This is a genomic window from Kitasatospora sp. NPDC001132, assembly GCF_053598415.1.
Window position 1 is genome coordinate 57,788 of record NZ_JBSFKF010000038.1, and the last position, 16,222, is coordinate 74,009.

15 protein-coding genes and 2 pseudogenes are annotated in these 16,222 nt (G+C 74.1%); 5 read left to right on the forward strand and 12 right to left on the reverse strand.

Features of this window, described 5'->3' with window-relative positions; translation table 11 throughout:
* Positions 1-258 precede the first annotated feature (258 nt).
* From ACWDBE_RS33840 to ACWDBE_RS33855, 4 genes are all read right to left on the reverse strand, one after another.
* A complete protein-coding gene (locus tag ACWDBE_RS33840) occupies positions 259-1,665 on the reverse strand; it encodes a family 2B encapsulin nanocompartment shell protein (RefSeq protein ID WP_449809813.1) in 1,407 nt (468 codons plus the stop codon).
* 576 nt (positions 1,666-2,241) lie between these two features.
* Positions 2,242-2,757, reverse strand: coding sequence for a hypothetical protein (locus ACWDBE_RS33845; RefSeq protein ID WP_449809814.1), 516 nt, complete (start codon positions 2,755-2,757; stop codon positions 2,242-2,244).
* 189 nt (positions 2,758-2,946) lie between these two features.
* A complete protein-coding gene (gene pdxR / locus ACWDBE_RS33850) occupies positions 2,947-4,401 on the reverse strand; it encodes a MocR-like pyridoxine biosynthesis transcription factor PdxR (RefSeq protein WP_449809815.1) in 1,455 nt (484 codons plus the stop codon).
* Positions 4,402-4,465: 64 nt separating this feature from the next.
* Positions 4,466-5,068: a universal stress protein gene (locus ACWDBE_RS33855; RefSeq protein ID WP_449809816.1), complete on the reverse strand. Its 603-nt coding sequence runs from the start codon at positions 5,066-5,068 to the stop codon at positions 4,466-4,468.
* Between the two features lie 483 nt (positions 5,069-5,551).
* Between ACWDBE_RS33855 and ACWDBE_RS33860 the strand changes: the two are divergent.
* Positions 5,552-5,944: pseudogene (locus ACWDBE_RS33860) on the forward strand (transglycosylase family protein); the annotation flags it as partial.
* A 124-nt stretch (positions 5,945-6,068) separates the two neighbouring features.
* Here the strand turns inward: ACWDBE_RS33860 and ACWDBE_RS33865 are convergent.
* Positions 6,069-6,503, reverse strand: coding sequence for a CBS domain-containing protein (locus ACWDBE_RS33865; RefSeq protein WP_449809817.1), 435 nt, complete (start codon positions 6,501-6,503; stop codon positions 6,069-6,071).
* 278 nt (positions 6,504-6,781) lie between these two features.
* Here ACWDBE_RS33865 and ligD point away from each other — a divergent pair.
* Both ligD and ACWDBE_RS33875 read left to right on the forward strand, forming a co-directional pair.
* Positions 6,782-7,651: pseudogene (gene ligD, locus ACWDBE_RS33870) on the forward strand (non-homologous end-joining DNA ligase); the annotation flags it as partial.
* 204 nt (positions 7,652-7,855) lie between these two features.
* A complete protein-coding gene (locus tag ACWDBE_RS33875; protein WP_449793333.1) occupies positions 7,856-8,710 on the forward strand; it encodes an ATP-dependent DNA ligase in 855 nt (284 codons plus the stop codon).
* Between the two features lie 18 nt (positions 8,711-8,728).
* Here the strand turns inward: ACWDBE_RS33875 and ACWDBE_RS33880 are convergent, their stop codons facing one another.
* From ACWDBE_RS33880 to ACWDBE_RS33895, 4 genes are all read right to left on the reverse strand, one after another.
* Complete coding sequence (locus ACWDBE_RS33880; RefSeq protein WP_449793324.1) at positions 8,729-9,313, reverse strand: type 1 glutamine amidotransferase domain-containing protein; 585 nt, start codon at positions 9,311-9,313, stop codon at positions 8,729-8,731.
* A gap of 10 nt (positions 9,314-9,323) precedes the next feature.
* Complete coding sequence (locus ACWDBE_RS33885) at positions 9,324-9,620, reverse strand: PRC-barrel domain containing protein (RefSeq protein WP_449809818.1); 297 nt, start codon at positions 9,618-9,620, stop codon at positions 9,324-9,326.
* A gap of 5 nt (positions 9,621-9,625) precedes the next feature.
* Complete coding sequence (locus ACWDBE_RS33890; RefSeq protein ID WP_449793326.1) at positions 9,626-10,039, reverse strand: hypothetical protein; 414 nt, start codon at positions 10,037-10,039, stop codon at positions 9,626-9,628.
* Positions 10,040-10,105: 66 nt separating this feature from the next.
* Positions 10,106-10,552, reverse strand: a complete 447-nt coding sequence (locus ACWDBE_RS33895) for a hypothetical protein (RefSeq protein ID WP_449809819.1) — start codon at positions 10,550-10,552, stop codon at positions 10,106-10,108.
* A gap of 173 nt (positions 10,553-10,725) precedes the next feature.
* On the opposite strand from ACWDBE_RS33895, the gene ACWDBE_RS33900 reads away from it, so the two are divergent.
* Positions 10,726-11,433 carry a DUF4328 domain-containing protein gene (locus ACWDBE_RS33900; RefSeq protein WP_449809820.1) on the forward strand — a complete coding sequence of 236 codons (708 nt, stop codon included), beginning with the start codon at positions 10,726-10,728 and terminating at the stop codon, positions 11,431-11,433.
* Between the two features lie 34 nt (positions 11,434-11,467).
* Here ACWDBE_RS33900 and ACWDBE_RS33905 read toward each other — a convergent pair whose 3' ends face one another.
* The 3 genes from ACWDBE_RS33905 to ACWDBE_RS33915 all read right to left on the reverse strand — a co-directional run bounded on the left by ACWDBE_RS33905 (position 11,468) and on the right by ACWDBE_RS33915 (position 14,456).
* Complete coding sequence (locus ACWDBE_RS33905; protein ID WP_449809821.1) at positions 11,468-12,067, reverse strand: GNAT family N-acetyltransferase; 600 nt, start codon at positions 12,065-12,067, stop codon at positions 11,468-11,470.
* Between the two features lie 143 nt (positions 12,068-12,210).
* Positions 12,211-12,867 carry a TNT domain-containing protein gene (locus tag ACWDBE_RS33910; protein WP_449809822.1) on the reverse strand — a complete coding sequence of 219 codons (657 nt, stop codon included), beginning with the start codon at positions 12,865-12,867 and terminating at the stop codon, positions 12,211-12,213.
* Positions 12,868-13,079: 212 nt separating this feature from the next.
* Positions 13,080-14,456, reverse strand: coding sequence for a geranylgeranyl reductase family protein (locus ACWDBE_RS33915; RefSeq protein ID WP_449809823.1), 1,377 nt, complete (start codon positions 14,454-14,456; stop codon positions 13,080-13,082).
* A gap of 433 nt (positions 14,457-14,889) precedes the next feature.
* Here ACWDBE_RS33915 and ACWDBE_RS33920 point away from each other — a divergent pair, with 433 nt between their 5' ends.
* A complete protein-coding gene (locus ACWDBE_RS33920; RefSeq protein WP_449809824.1) occupies positions 14,890-15,930 on the forward strand; it encodes an LPXTG cell wall anchor domain-containing protein in 1,041 nt (346 codons plus the stop codon).
* Positions 15,931-16,222: the final 292 nt, after the last annotated feature.

The following is a 16,222-nucleotide window of genomic DNA, read 5'->3' on the forward strand; positions in this document are numbered from 1 at the left end:
CTCCACACACCTCTCGGATCATCCGGGGAGGACCGAACGGCCGCGGACCGACCGGCCCCGGAGGAACGGGTTGAACGGGCAGAACCGACGAAGAGACCGAACCCGGCCGCATTCCCGGCAGGGACTCCATCGGGTACGACCAGAAGTGATCAGACCCGGTCAGGCGGACGGCCCGCTTTCGGGGGCGGGCCGTCCGTCATCAGGTCAAACGATCTTCGAGCCGACCGATTACGGCCTCGTGCTCGCCGTTCTCCGCGCTCAGCTGGGACGGTTCGCGATCTCCACGTTCTCCAGCACGCCGACCGCGTCCGGCACCAGGATGGCGGCCGAGTAGTAGGCGCTGACCAGGTACGAGATGATCGCCTTCTCGTCGATACCCATGAAGCGGACCGAAAGCGACGGCTGGTACTCGTCCGGGATACCGGTCTGGTGCAGGCCGATGACGCCCTGGTTGTCCTCACCGGTACGGATCACGAGGATCGAGCTCGTGTTCTCCTTGGTGACCGGGATCTTGTTGCACGGCAGGATCGGCACCCCGCGCCAGGCCGGCACCTGCTGTCCGCCGAGGTCGACGTGGGTGGGGTACAGCCCGCGGGCGTTGAACTCCCGGCCGATCGCGGCGATGGTCCGCGGGTGGGCCAGCAGGTAGTCGGGGTCGCGGCGGCGGTTGAGCAGCTCGTCCAGGTCGTCCGGGGTGGGCGGGCCGGAGTGGGTCTGGATGCGCTGGTCGAAGTCGGCGTTGTTGAGCAGGCCGAACTCCGGGTTGTTGACGAGCTCGTGCTCCTGGCGCTCGCGCAGGGCCTCGATCGTCAGCCGCAGCTGGTGCTCGGTCTGGTTCATCGGCTGGTTGTACAGGTCCGCGACGCGGGTGTGGACCTTGAGGACGGTCTGCGCGACGCTCAGCTCGTACTCACGGGGCTTGAGCTCGTAGTCCACGAAGGCGCCGGGCAGCTCGAACTCACCGTGGTGGCCGGCCGACATGGCGATCTCGGCCTCGCCGCGCTCGTTCTGCGCCTGGAGCGGCAGGGCCAGGAAGCCCCGGAGGTGCTCCTGGAGGCTGGGGGCGTTGTCCCGGATGGCGGCGAAGTCCGCCCGGGTCAGCGTCAGGGCGACACCGGCGGTGGCGGTCTTGGCGGTGAACTCCCAGACGGCGTCGGGGTTCAGCAGCGCGTCGTCGCCGAAGCGGTCGCCGTCGCCGGCCACGCCGACCACGGTGTCGTCACCGTACTTGCCGGTGCCGATCTTGTTGACCTTGCCGTGCGCGATCAGGAAGATCTTGTCGGCGGCCTCGCCCTGGGTGGTGAGCACCTCGCCGGGGCCGAAGTCCCGCTGCTGACAACGGTCGGCCAGGGCGGCGAGGACGTCCTCGTCCTCGAATCCGCGCAGCAGCGCCAGCTCGCCCAGCTCGGCCGGAATCACCCGGACCTGGGAACCCGTCTTGATGAACTCCACCACGCCGTTGCCCACGGCGTACGTCAGCCGACGGTTGACGCGGTAGGCGCCACCGGCGGCCTGGACCCAGGGAAGCACCTTGAGCAGCCAGCGGGAGGTGATCTCCTGCATCTGCGGTGCGGACTTGGTCGTGGTGGCAAGGTTCCGGGCAGCGGCCGTCGCAAGGCTCTGCTGCTTGGCCTGCACTGCCTCCGGGCTCGTGTCCACGGTCATCGGCAGGGCTCTCCATTCCTGTGATCGGGTCACGCGTCCAGGGGCGTACGGGCCCGTCCTGGCGCATGGCATGGCGAATCATCAGATCCGCTTATTGGTGGGGGCGTTGGCGAGTTTCGCGAGGTGTGGCCACCGTCTCCCGGCGACTCATCGGGAACCCTAGATCACCAGAGCCCGGCCGGGCCCTCACGAAGGCCGACTACCCCCCGATAGGGTGAATCTCGGCCGGTCCGCCCCCAAGGCCCCACAAACTCCGGGAACATCCGTTCGCCCCAGCGGTCCCCCTGCTGCCAACGGCTTTCCCCCGGCCGGAACCGTGCCGAACGGCCAGGAGGCCGTCGCCCGGCATCAACCCGGCACGCCGTTCCGGCCGCGGAACCCGCGCGGCGCGGCAACGGCCGCGGACGGGCGAGCGGGCCGCTGCGGAAAAGCGAACGACCCGCCAGGGCCGGCACGGGGGAAACCGGCACCTGACGGGTGAACGGGGGTGCGCAGTGGGGGTCCGCACCGGAAATCCCACGCAGCGAGGCCGGTCCGGCGACGTCGGTCCGGCGACGCCCGCGGCTGCGGCGGAGGTCAGGCGCAGGCGACCTGGGTGCCGGGGACGTTGACGATGCCCGAGTTGTTGGACTCGCCGCCGTTGTACTCGTAGTACAGGTAGGAGTAGAAGTCGATCCGGGTGGCGGGGCCGCAGGCCGAGTCGGGGGCGACGGTGTACGTCACCGTGAAGGCGCTGCTGGCGCCGGGGGCGAGCGGCACGTTGTAACGGGCTATGCCGCCGTGGACGTTGTCACTGCACCCGTTGGTCTGGGTGCCGCAAGCGGTCGCGCTGAACTTGAGACCGGTCTCCAGGCTGGTGGCGTAGGTCTCCTGGATGCTCTGGTAGACGAACTGGATCGGGGTGTCGTACGGGTTGGTCAGCGTCAGGGTGAGCGTGAACTCGCCGCCGCGTACGGTCGTCTGCTTGTCGGAGACGGCCGTGAGCGGCAGCCGGCTGTCGGCCCGGGCGGCGGGGGCGGCGGAGAGGAGCAGTCCGACGACGAGGGCCGGACATGCGGCGAGCGCGGCGCGACTCAGGTGTGTTCTGCGCATGACCAAGGAGCGTAGGCGCCGATTCCGCCAGGGTTGCGCTCCTCTGCCCCGGTCCGTACCGACGCAGGAGCGGCGAGCGGACACCGCGCACCGGCCCGCCCGTGTTCCGACCCCACGGGCCGACCCGGGGGCCTATGCTTCGCCGCCCCTCCCTCGGCCCCGAGCCACGTCCTTCGGTGCTCAGCCCGGTCACGCACTCGGCGGCAGGATGTCGCAGAGCGCGCCGAGCGCCGCCGGGTAGGCGTGGTCCGGCGGCGTGGCGTAGCCGACCACCAGGCCGTCGACGGCGGGCATCGCCTCCTCGCCGACCGCCGGGTGCCGGTAGTCGGCGAGCCCTTCGACGGCCAGGCCCCGGTAGCCGGCGGCCTTGAGCACCGAGCGCTCGGTGCCCGGCTCCAGGCGCAGCACCGCGTGCAGGCCGGCCGCGATGCCGGACACCTCGACGTGCGGGGCGCGGGCGGCGAGCGCGGCCACCAGCTGGTCCCGGCGCTCCTGGTAGCGGCGGCGCATCCGGCGCACGTGCCGGTCGTAGCCGCCGGAGTCGATGAACTCGGCGAGGGTCAGCTGGTCGAGGGCGCTGGCCCAGCCCTCGCGTTCCCCCTTGGCGGCGAGCGCCCGGTCCACCAGGTGGTCGGGCAGCACCATCCAGCCGAGCCGCAGCGCAGGGGTCAGGCTCTTGCTGGTGCTGCCGAGGTAGACCACCCGTTCGGGGTCGAGGCCCTGGAGGGAGCCGACCGGCTGGCGGTCGTAGCGGAACTCCCCGTCGTAGTCGTCCTCCAGGAGGAGCCCGCCGCGCCCGCGCGCCCAGTCGACGACGGCGGCGCGGCGGCCCGGCTGGAGCGGGCCGCCGGTGGGGAACTGGTGGGCGGGGGTGAGCAGCGCCGTCCGGACGTCCGGGTGCTGCGCCAAGTCGCCCGTCCTGGCGCCCCGTTCGTCGATCGGCAGCGGGACGGTGGGGACGCCGGCGGCGGCCAGCAGCCCGCGGTGGAAGCCCAGCCCGTACGCCTCGACGGCCAGCGGGCCGTGCTCGGCGGGCGGCAGGACGGGCGCGGCGCCGTCGAAGAGCAGCCGCAGCGCGTGGGCGAAGCCGGAGCAGACCACGATCCGGTCGGGGTCGGTGCGCACGCCCCGGGCGCGGGCGAGGTAGTCGGCGAGCACGGTGCGCAGTTCGCGCCGGCCCTGCGGGTCGCCGGGGCCGAAGGCCTCGTTGGGGGCGGCGGTCAGGGCGCGGCGGGCGGCGGCGAGCCAGGCGGCTCGAGGGAAGGAGGAGGCGTCGGGCCGGCCCTGGCGCAGGTCGTGGATGGGTCCGGGGCGGCGGGAGGGCCGGCGGGCCCGGGTGCGCGGAACTGGTTCGGCGCGTTCGGCGACGGTGGTGCCGGAGCCCTGCCGGGCGGTCAGCCAGCCCTCCGCGACGAGTTCGGCGTAGGCCTCGGCAGCGGTGTTGCGGGCCAGGCCGAGGTCGGCGGCGAGGGTGCGGTAGGGCGGCAGCCGGGTGCCGGGGGCGAGTCTGCCGCTGCGGATCGCCTCGCGCAGGGCCGCCATCAGGGCGGCGCGGCGGCCGCCGGTGGCGGGGAGGTCGAGGTGGAGGTCGTTCCCGGTCGGGTGGGCGGGCTCGGAGGGGTGCGTGCCCCGCGTGTCCGTCATGGTCACGCACCCTACCGGCCGCCTCCCGGCGGCCGCCCCGCCGCCCCGCCACCCCTAAAGGGGGCTACGGCACGACGGTGACCGGCCAGCGGCCGGCCTTCACCAGCCGGACGGCCACCGATCCGATCACCTTGTGCCCGGCCTGCTCGGAGACGCCGACCACCACGGCGTCGGCGCGCAGTTCGTCCGCGAGCTTGGCGAGGCCGGTGTACGGGTCGCCGCGCATGGTCAGGAAGCGCCACTCCACCCTCCACACCTCGCGCACCCGGTGCTCGGCCTCGCGCAGCGCGGCCAGCAGCTCCTCGGCGATCTCCTGGGTGGTCTCCTCCACCACGGCCCCGGCCAGGGCGGTCGCGGCGCCGAGGATCGGCTGGATGTACGCCACCGCGAGGACGGCGCCCTGCCGGCGGGCCAGTCCGGCGGCGTAGGCGGTGGCGCGCCAGGAGGAGTCCGAGCCGTCCAGGCCCGCCAGGATCACGCCGGGGCCGTCGGTGCCCAGCTCGAAGCCCGCGGGCGCGGCCGCGGCCTCGTGGTCCCCGGTCCCGATCGGCGCCCCCGCCGCGGCGGCCCCTCCGGGAGCGGCGTCCGCCGTCCCGCCCGTACCGGCGCCCGTCTCTCCCGCGCCCGCCGTGTCCGCCGTGTCCGCCGCATCGTTCTCGTTGCTCATGGGGGTGAGGCTATGCCCGCCACCGAGGGTGACGGCACCGGGCACTCGGGGTGAGGGCTGTGGCCCGGGCCACCCGGGGGGCCGGCCGCGCCGGCGGAATCGGCACCGGCGGCCGGCCGACCGTCACGCGCTGTCGACCGTGTGGGCGGCCTCACAGCGGCTCCGGGGCGGATCCGGAGTGGCGTGGGCCACTTCGGAGGGCTTTTCGATCTTGAAAATAGTGGCAAATCGGGCGAAATCACCACATTTCCTTGATCCTTACCCTCGGTAACGGCCGTCTGACGTGGCCAAACCTTCGAATCCTTGAAACCGCCCCGACCGCACCCGTAACTTCGAACCCGTTGCACCGAGCGATTCGCTCCGGCCGGGCCGACCGCCCCCGAGCAGAACGGTGCAGGACCACGCGAGTGACGTGTCCCCGAAACCGACGGCCTTCCGAGGGCCTGGTTCCGCGTGCTCGCAGACCCCTCCGAAAGGAACACCATGACCTTCCGTAACGAGACCGCCGCTGCCACCACCACTGCCACCCCGAAGCGCCGCAACCGCGTCCGGATGGCTCTGATGGCCGGGGCGATCACCGCCCTGCCGGTGGCCGGCCTCGTCACGGCTACCAGCGCCTCCGCCGCGCCGGCTTCGGTCTGGGACAAGGTCGCCGCCTGCGAGGCGACCGGCAACTGGGCGATCAACTCCGGCAACGGCTTCTACGGCGGCCTGCAGTTCACCCAGAGCACCTGGGCCGCCTTCGGTGGCACCGCCTACGCCCCGCAGGCCCACCAGGCCACCAAGGACCAGCAGATCGCCATCGGCGAGAAGGTCCTGGCTGCCCAGGGCCCGAACGCCTGGCCGATCTGCTCCGCCAAGGCCGGTCTGGCCAAGTAAGACCCCCTGCGCCGAGACCGCGCGCACCGAGGCCGCCGCACCCCGTCCCGGGGTACGGCGGCCTCGTCGTGCCTCCCGACGGCAGCGGACCTCGGCAGGGGTCCGGCGGGGTGCGGGGCGGTCAGTGCTTCATGTAGACGCTGTCCATGAACTCGATGATCTGCTGGTCCGTGAGCCGCTGGCCCTCGCGGTGGCCCGTCGCCAGGTCGGCCTCGCTGATCATGCCCACCAGCCGGTCCCCGTCGATCACCGGGATGCGCCTGATCTGGTGCTGCTCCATCTTGCGCAGCACCACCTCCATGCTGTCCTCGGCCCGCACGCAGTGCAGGTGGCCGGCCAGTTCCATGGCCGTCATCTTGGCCGGGTCCTTGCCCTCCGCGATACATCGCAGCACGATGTCGCGGTCGGTGATGATGCCCTTCAGCTTCTGGTCGTCGCCGCAGATCGGCAGCGCACCCACGTTCTTGTCACGCATCATCCGCGAGGCCTCGGCCAGCGTCTGATGGGCGCCGATGCACTGGGCGCCGGTGTGCATGATGTCTCGGGCAGTGGTCACGGGGACTCCTTCGTCGGTGGTTTCCCCCCGCTGGTCCCCCCGCCTCCCCCGGCGGTGCTCCCCGGCTCCCTCCGACGGAGCGGAGGCCGGGTGACCGCGTCCTCACCATAAGCAACCCCGCCCCCGCCCGCGACCCCGGCCCGGCGCCGGGAGGCCGGGACGGCCGGTGCGGCCGCAGAGTGGAAGGCGGAACCACCCGTGCTTCCCGAGGAGTGAGCGAGCCACCGGGCCGGAGGCCCCGGAACCGGCGGAGCGATCGGAGGCGGACCGTGCCGCAGATGACGGTGGACGGGCGCACCCTCGCGCTGTCCCACCTCGACAAGGTCTACTACCCGCGCACCGGCACCCCGAAGGGCGAGGTGCTGCGCTACTACGCCGCCGCGCACACCGCGCTGCTCCCGCACCTGCGCGACCGCCCGGTCTCCTTCCTGCGCTGCCCGGACGGCGTCGAGGCGGAGGTGTTCGTCGCCAAGAACCCGCCGCCCGGCACCCCGGACTGGGTGCGCACGGTCGACGTGCCGAGCACCACCGGTGACCTGCGCCAGGTGGTGCTGGAGAACGGCGCGGCGCTGCTCGCGCTCGCCAACCTGGGCTGCCTGGAACTGCACGTCCCGCAGTGGCACGCGGCCGCGCCGGCCCTCGCCGACCGGCTGGTGCTGGACCTCGACCCCGGCGAGGGCGCGGACGTGCTCACCTGCCGCACGGTGGCGCTGCTGCTGCGCGAGCGGCTCGCGGCGGACGGCCTGGCCGCCTGGGTGAAGACCTCAGGATCCAAGGGCCTGCACCTGCTGGTCCCGATCGAGCCCACGCCGAGCGCCCGGGTCTCCGCGTACGCGAAGGCGCTGGCCGCCGCCCTGGAGGCCGAGCGCCCGGAGCTGGTGGTGCACACCATGGCCAAGGCCCGCCGCCGGGGCCGGGTGCTGGTCGACTGGTCGCAGAACAACGCCAAGAAGACCACCGCCGCGCCGTACACCCTGCGGGCCCGGCCGCTGCCGACCGTCTCCACCCCGCTGGCCTGGGCGGAGCTCGACGCGGCCGTCGACGAGCGGGACCTGGTCTTCACGCTCGCCGAGGTGCCCGGCCGGCTCTCCGCGCACGGCGACCTGCTCGCCCCGCTGCTGGACCCGGGGCGGGCCAGGCCGCTGCCGTCCGCGCCCTCGGCGGCCGGAGCGGAACCGGCCGGTCCGAAGACCGCCGGACGGAGAGCCGCCGGAGCGGAACCGACCGGACCGAAGAGCGCCCGACGGAGAGCCGCCGGAGCGGAACCGACCGGACCGAAGACCGCCCGACGGAGAGCCGCCGCCGAACCGGAACCACCGGCGCGCCAGGTGCTGCACCCGCCTGTCGAGGTGATGCGCCCGGCCGCCGTGACCTCCGTCCCGCCCGCCGACGGCCTGGGCGGCGGAGGCGTGCAGTACGAGCTGAAGCTGGACGGCTTCCGGTGCGTCGCCTTCGCCCGGGGCGAGCGGCCCGCGTACCTCCAGTCCCGCAGCGGCCGCGACCTCGCCCCCGAGTTCCCGCCGATCGCCGCCGCCGTCGCCCGGCTGCCCGAAGGGCTGGTGCTGGACGCCGAGTTGGTCGCCTGGCGCAACGGCCGGTTCGCCTTCGGCGAGTTGCTGCACACCCGCCAGGCCAGGGCCGCCGCCCCCGAGGTGGCGCTCGGTCTGATCGCCTTCGACGTGCTGGCGCTGCCCGGCCGCGACGTCCGCCGGCTGCCGCTCACCGACCGCCGCCGGCTGCTGCTCGCGGCGCTCGCCGACGTCCCGCCGCCGGTCCAGCCGGTCATGGCCACGACGGACCGGGCGGAGGCGCTGGAGTGGATGGAGCGGCTCGCGGACACCGGGGTGGAGGGCCTGGTCTGCAAGGCCGCCGCCGCCCCCTACCGCCCGCGCGGCGCGGGCCGCGTCTGGGTCAAGTACCGCCGCAGCGACACCCTCGACGCCACCGTCCGCGCCGTCACCGGACCGGCCGCCCACCCGCAGGCGCTGGTCCTCCAGCTCGACGACGGCCGGGTGTTCCTGTCCACGCCGCGGCTCACCCCGGTCCAGTCGCGCGAGGTCGCCGAGGTCGTCCGCCCGCTGCTCGGCCCGCCCGCCACCGACCCCGACCACGGCCCGGTCCACCCGCTGACCTCCCCGCTCAGGGCCGAACTCACCCTCACCGGTCGGCCGCCCACCGCCACCTTCGTCCGCCTCCGGGGCGACTGACCACCGGCTCGCCCCCGCTCACTCCCGCCGCTTCGCCGTCACGTGGGCGAACTCCGTCACCAAGGCGTCGTCGAACAGCGGCAGGTCGCCGGGCTTGCGGCTGGTGACGAGCGGGCCGGGGCCGTCGTGGCAGACGTGCACCGGCTCGTCCACCCACTGCGCGCCGGCGTTCACCAGGTCGGTGCGCAGGCTGGGCCAGGAGGTGAGGGTGCGGCCGCGCACGGCGTCGGCCTCGATGAGCGTCCAGGCCGCGTGGCAGATCGCCGCGACCGGCCGGCCGGCGGCGCAGCAGGCGTGGACGAAGGCGACCGCCGGGCGGTCCAGGCGCAGCCGGTCGGGGTTGGCGACGCCGCCGGGGAGGACCAGCCCGTCGTAGTCGGCCGGGTCGGCGTCGGCGACCAGGGCGTCCACGGCAAAGGTGTCGCCTGCGGCTCGGTGCCGGACGGCCTGGACCCGGCCCGCGGCCGTGGACAGCAGCCGCGGGATGCCGCCGGACTCGGCGACCGCCTGCCACGGGTCGGTCAGTTCGACCTGCTCGGCCCCGTACGGCGCGACCAGGAAGGCGATCGTCCGCCCGGTGAGCGTGGTGGAGGGCCAGCCCATGGCGCCTCGCTCAGCGCGGGTGCGGGGCGGTCAGGTCGACGGCCGCGGGCGGGGCGGAACTGAGTCGGGCGCGCGGGCAGTCGAGGTGGACGGTGCGGTCGAGGTGGTCGAGCCGGGCGACCAGTCGGGTCGGGACGAGCACCCGGGTGCCCCGCACCCAGGGCTCGGCGTCGACCAGCAGGTGGTCCCCGGTGTCCTGTTCGACCCGGCCGACCGGGCCGTCGGTGGCACGCACCTCGTACCCGACCAGCGTGAGGTCGGCGGCGGAATGGGAGCCCGGGCGGTACTCCCACAGGTCGGTGGTCATCACGCTCACGCCTCCGGACGGTCCCATGGGCGCCGCTCCCGGCGCTCCCGACGTTCCCCGGCCTCCGCCGGGTCGATCAGTCCGGCGCCGCCGCGGGCCGTGCGCCGGCGGCGCAGCAGCTCGGAGGCGGCGACCGCGGCCGCCACCGTGGCCGCCCAGACCACGCCGAGCGCGACCAGCACCGCGGGGGCGGGTGTCCGTACGCCCACGCCGAGGCAGATCGCCGTCATCACCAGGGCGGTCAGCAGGATCCCCGCCGAGATCCTGCGCCCCACTGCGCGGAGCACGCCCCGGACCCGACCGGGCGGCTTGGCGCCCATCGTGCTCAACTTCCGGTCGAGCCGTGTGTCCTGGCGCAGATCGGACTCGATCTCCTCGAGGAGCCGCCGCTCCCATCCGCTCAACGCGGGTCCGTCCATCTCGGTCACCTCCGACACTTCGGGTGACGTGCTCGCAGCCGGGCGGTTGCCCGATACGAACCGGCGCTAACCGTTCCGGGCACCGCCTGTTCCGGCACCCACGGGCCCGAAGGCCCGGGGGCGCGCCAGCAGGCTGTCGTCCAGGACGCTCAACAGGGCGGCGGCGTCGCGGTGGACCTCGACCGCGCCCGCCGCCCGCAGCTGCGGGCCGGTGTCGCGGCCGGCCGCCAGGGCCACGCACGGCACCCCGCACCGCCGCGCCGCCCGTACCTCGCGCACGCTCCCGGCGACGGCCACGGCGTGCCAGGGCCCGCCGTCCACCAGGTCCAGCGCGGCCCGCACCGGGTCGTCCCCGGGATCGGCCACGGTCAGCGCCGGGGTGCCGGCCGGCCCTGGGCCGGTCAGCACCACCGTCCACCCCCGGGCGGCGCACTCGTGCAGCAACTCGGCACCGCCGGGCAGCGCGGGCTGCCACCAGTCGGTACCGAAGAGGGCCGCCGAGACCACCGTCATGACCACCGCTTCCGTTCGCGGGCGACGCGCCGAACGTTCCCTTCCAGGTTAGGTCGTTCCCCGGCCGAGCGCGCAGCCTGCGCCGGGGCCCGAAAAGGGAGTGGTCACGGATGATCCACAGGCCCCAGGGTGTCGCTCCATCCCATTGGTCCAGTCCAGGAGCCCGTTCCCCGATGTCCTCGCCCGCCCTGTACCGCTCGCCGAGACCCACCGCCACCGTCTCCACCGTCCTGCTCGCCGTGGCCGGCGCCGCGACGCTCGCCTCGCTAGGCACGGGCTTCCGCCTGTACCTGGAGGCCGGCAAGCTCGCCGACGACGTCGAAGCCGACGGATCCGCGCTGACGGACGCGGCGCAGCTCTACGAGGGCGTCGGCTTCCTCCAGGTGGTGGCCCTGGCCGCCTCCGCGATCGGCTTCCTCGTCTGGTTCTACCGGGTGCGGGTGAACGCCGAGGTCTTCGACCCGCACGGGCACCGGTTCCGGCGCGGCTGGGCGATCGGCGGCTGGTTCACCCCCGTGGTCGCCCTCTGGTTCCCGCGGCAGATCGCGGGCGACATCTGGCAGGCCACCGCCCGGCCGGACGCCTCGGGGATCCGCATGCGGCTCCCGCAGACGCTGCTCACCCTCTGGTGGGCCACCTTCTGGCTCTCCAACGCGGCCGACCGGTTCGGCAACCACTACCTCGGCACGAACGCGGCGCGGTACGCGGACGGCTACCAGGAGGCCGTCGGCTGGCTGCTGATCGCCGACCTGCTGTCGGTGGTGTCCGCGGTCTTCGCCGTCCTGGTCGTCCAGCGGCTGACGGCCATGCAGGAGGAGCGCTTCACCGAGTCCGCCGCCCCGGCGTACGGCGGGGTCCACGGCGGGACGGTCTGGGGCTGATCCCACGTGGCCGAGCGCTCCCGTCGGGGATCCCTCAGTCCGTGAACGGGTCGGAAGCCAGCCGGGCGTGCAGGTGCTCGTCCACGTAGACGCCCCCGCCGTAGGTGTAGGAGCCGCGCAGGGTGCCCTCGTACGGGAAGCCGGCCCGCACCGCGACCCGGCAGGAGTCCTCGTTGGCGACGGCGTGGTACAGCTCGATGCGGCGGACGTCGGCGTGCTCCACGGCCCAGCGGGTGACGGCGGTGGTGGCCCGGCTGGCCAGGCCCCGGCCGCGGGCGGCGGCGAGCAGCCAGTAGCCGATCATGGCCACTCCGTCGTCCCGGTTGGTCCACCCCAGGTAGGCGTTGCCGCAGAGGCTGCCGTCGGCGGCGTCGACGATGGCGAAGGGGGCCGCGGTGCCGTCGGCCCAGTGCCGTTCGCAACGGGCGAGGTAGGTCTCGACGACGACCGGGCCGTCGGCGCTGAGCGGGCTCCAGCGGGCGACGGCCGGGTCCGCCGCGGCGGCGGTCAGGGCGGGCCCGATGCCACCGGCCACGTCGAGGTCAGGCCCCCACGGGCGCAGCAGGGCGTCCCCGAGGTCGAGGACGGTGGGGCGGAAGACGCGGCGGTCGGTGGCCGGATCGCTGGTGGTCATTCCGTCTTCCTACCCCCACGTCTCCCGGGCCCGCCAGCGAATTTCCCGGTGGCCGGGCGCGCGCGGCGACGGCCGGTCGGTCACCGGGCGCACGCGGCGACGGCCGGTCGGTCACCGGGCGCCGCCGGGCGGGCGGGGCGGGGTCAGATCCGGGCCAGGTAGCCGTGCTCCACCAGCCAGAGCACGTTCAGCTTGGCCGGGCCGCCGGGCAGCAGGGTGCCGTCGAGCTGGTACTGCAGGCCCCAGCCGGGCTGGTTGAACCAGGGCGCGATCGGGCCGGCGTGCACGGTGAAGGCCTTGACCACCTTGTAGTCGTGGTAGTTGCAGGCGGCCGGCGGGTTGCCGTCCAGGCTCTGCGGCGGGAGCGCCCGGTTGGCGTAGGGCAGGCCCTCGGGGGCGAGGTAGGCGCCGTACTCGCTGCCGTAGCGGTCGATGTTCTGGTTCGGGTAGAGCGTGAGGTCGAACTCGATCGGGCTGCCGTCGGGCAGGGTGACGTAGCCGTCGGCCGGCGGGTATGTCCAGCCGCCCTTGCCGCCGTTGCCGGCCGGGTCGTAGTACTCGGCCAGGAAGTCCTGCTCGCCGGCGCCGCCGGTGCGCTGGTAGCCGGCGAGCTGGCGGCCGACCGGTCCGGTGGTCGGGAGGTCGGCGGGGCCGAGGCGGGCGTCGTCGTGGCGGAATGCGGCGGAGCACTGGTCGGAGGGGGTGGCCGTGGGGGCCGCGACGGCGGCGGGGGTGCTCACGGCGGTGAGGGCGGCGGCCGCGGCGAGCGGCGCGACGAGCAGGCGAAGGCGAAGGCGCACGGTGTCTCCGTCGAACGGGTCAGCGGTCGAGAAAGGAGCCACGGAGGAGCGTTGTGCTCACCCTGCGTGGCTGGTTCGACACCAGGCAATCGGATCATCTGATCATTCGTCAACACGATCAGAACAACTGCGCGTTCGACTCCGCGGATTCGGCCGAAGCCGGGACACCGGGACCGCCCGTCCGCGAGGATGGGCGGTCCGGTGCCTCCGGATCACCGCCCCGGGGCGACCTTGCCGAGCAGGTGGAGCAGCCGGTCCAGGGCGTCCTTGGAGTTGGGCTCGGTCAGGTTGACCATCAGCCGGAACGCCACCTTCAACAGCGCCGGGTGGCCGAGCCCGGCGGCTCCGGCCGCGCCGAGCAGCTTCCGCCGGCCCAGCAGGTCGGCGGCCACCCGGCCGAGCGCGAAGTAGCCCGCGTAGGCGGAGCGCAGCGCCTGCGGGTAGGCGCGCAGGGCGAGGTCCCGGCCGCGGTCGGTGCGGCGGGCGAGGGCCTGGACGATGGTCTCGGCGGCGAAGCGGCCGGACTCCATCGCGTAGGCGATGCCCTCGCCGGTGCCAGGGCTGACCGTGCCGCCCGCGTCGCCGATCAGCAGCAGGCCGTCGGCGTAGTGCGGCTGCCGGTTGAGGCCCATCGGCAGGGCGGCGCCGCGGATCGGCTCGGTGACCGCGTCGGGGGTGTAGCCGTACTCCGGGGGCAGGCCGTCGCACCAGCGGCGCAGCAGCTCCCGCCAGTCCACCTCGGTCCCGGCGGTGTCGAGGACGCCGAGGCCGACGTTGGCGGTGCCGTCGCCCAGGCCGAACACCCAGGCGTAGCCGGGCAGCAGACGCCGGGCCGGGTCGTTGGGGTCGCGCAGGTCGAGCCAGGCCTCCAGGTAGCGGTCGTCGTGGCGCGGGGTGGTGAAGTACGTCCGGTAGGCGACGCCCATCGCGCGGTCGGTGCGGCGGTAGCGCCGCATCGCCACCGACAACCGGGTGGAGTTGCCGTCGGCGGCGACGACGATCGGCGCCCGGTAGGCGGCCGGCCGGCGCTCCTCCCCCAGCTTGGCGGTGACGCCGGTGATCCGGCCGGTCCGCTCGTCCAGCAACGGGCCCGTCACATTGGCGCGTTCGACCACCCGGGCACCGGCCGCGGCGGCCTTGCGGGCGAGCAGTTCGTCGAAGTCGGCGCGGCGCCGGACCAGTCCGTACCCGGGGTAGGCGGAGAGCTCGGGCCAGTCGAACTCCAGCGAGCGGTGCCCGGCGATCAGCCGCAGGCCCCGGTTGTGCAGCCAGCCGGCCTCCTCGGAGACGTCGATGCCGAGGTCGGTCAACTGCTTGACGGCGCGCGGGGTGAGGCCGTCGCCGCAGACCTTCTCGCGCGGGAAGGCGGACTTCTCCAGCAGCAGGACGTCCACTCCGGCCCGGGCGAGGTGGGCGGCGGCGGTGGAGCCGGCCGGCCCGGCGCCGACCACGATGACGTCGGCGCTCTCCGCGGGGGCGTCGGCCCCCTCGCCGTCCCGGGCGGCGTCCTCGCTCCTGTCCTCGCCCCTGACGGCCCCTTCGCCCTCGACGGTCTCCTCGGGCCGGACGGTCTGCTCTGGGCCGGGCATCGCACTCTCCCACGGGTCGGATCGGCTGTTCACACGACGGAGTCCTCGGACTGGGCGGTTCCGGACGGACGATAGAGAACCCCGGCACCCGCCCGCCGCCCCGACACGCAGGCCGCCGCCACGGACCGGTCAATACCGGCCACCGCGGGCTGGCGGGTTCACCCGCCGGACCGGGACCAGGGGTTGACCGTTCGACCGGCTCTGACACCGGTGAAATGATCACAACCAGGTAATCAGATCGTTGTAATGAACTAGTCGGACCAATCGCCGTTAGCGATGCATTTCGGCCAAACCTCCCTTGCGTCACGTTTCCCGCTGCGGGGACTGTTGTGCCCCTCCCGTCGCACGGCACCGGATCCCCGCCGAACGGCGACGGAGACTCTCTCCCACCGCGCGGGCCCGTCCCGGCCCGGCCGTACCCGATGGAACCCTGATGCACCTCCGCTCCACCGCCGCGCGCTCCCTGGTGGCCGTCCCGACCGCCGCCGCACTCCTGCTGCTCGCCCCCGCCGCGCACGCCGCCGCGGGCGGCAAGGGCGGCGCCCCCGGCAACAACGGCACCGTCAAGATCCACGACGCCGCCACCGGACAGGAGGACGTGCGCAACGAGCCCAAGGTCTGCACCTTCTACCTGGACTCCTTCGGCTTCGACGCCAACCAGGACGTGATCTGGGCGATCGCCACCGTCGGCCCCAAGGGCGAGACCCTCGCCGCGTACGGGGACATCCCGGTCGACCCGCACGGGCACGTGCGGACCGAGGACATCCACCTGCCGGACGGCCACTACAAGCTCTACTGGCAGTCGGTCGAGCTGGTGAACGGCCAGCTCCCGGAGAACGCCGAGCTCAACAAGCCCAAGCACAAGGTGTTCAAGGTCGACTGCGGCGGACAGAGCCCGACCCCGACCGGCAAGCCCTCGCCGACCGTGACGCCGACCCCGGTGAAGACGCCGTCGACCGGCCCGACCACCGTGCCCTCGCACAGCCCGTCCGCCCCGGCGACGACGCCCGCCACGACCCCGACCCCGACCACCCCGCCGACCACCCCCTCGGCCACGCCGAGCGCGAGCGCGAGCACGAAGCCCGCCGAGACGCCGACCGCCACCCCGAAGCCGGTGCCGCCGACCGCCACCCCGACCAGCCCGGCGGCCACCACCCCGGCGACCGGAGAGCCCACCGAGGAGCCCACGGCCGCGCCCAGTGGCGCCCCGAGCCCGGCCCCGTCGAGCACGCCGACCGGCACCGTGCCGGTGCACAAGCCGTCCACCGAGACCCCGGTCAACCCGGAGCAGCCGCTGATCAAGCCGGACAAGGTCAGCGTGCCCACCCCGATCCCGGGCGCCACCACGGACGGCAAGAAGCTGGCCACCACCGGCAGCGACGGCACCCTGCTCTACGCGGGCGCCGGCACCGTACTGCTGCTGGGCGGTGCGGGCGCGGTGGTCTACGCCCGCCGTCGCCGCACCAGCTCCTGAGCTGACCCGCCCGGGGCCTCCCGGGCGGCGCGCCGCGACTGAGCCGCGGCGCGCCACGAGGGCGTGTCGTTCACGCCACCGAGCCCCTGGCCCGCGAGCAGCTGCGGGACCAGGGGCTCCCTGCCGTTCCACGGTGCGCACCCCCTCGGGGGTTCACCGGCGGTCGCACCGGGTTCGACGAGGGGCCCGGCCACGGGGGGCGGTTTCTAGTGGTCGTTGCAACACGTGGTCGGTTGTCTAGGCCGCGAGGAGTTTAGCCAGGCGCTCGGCTGGGGTTTCCCAGCCGAGCGTC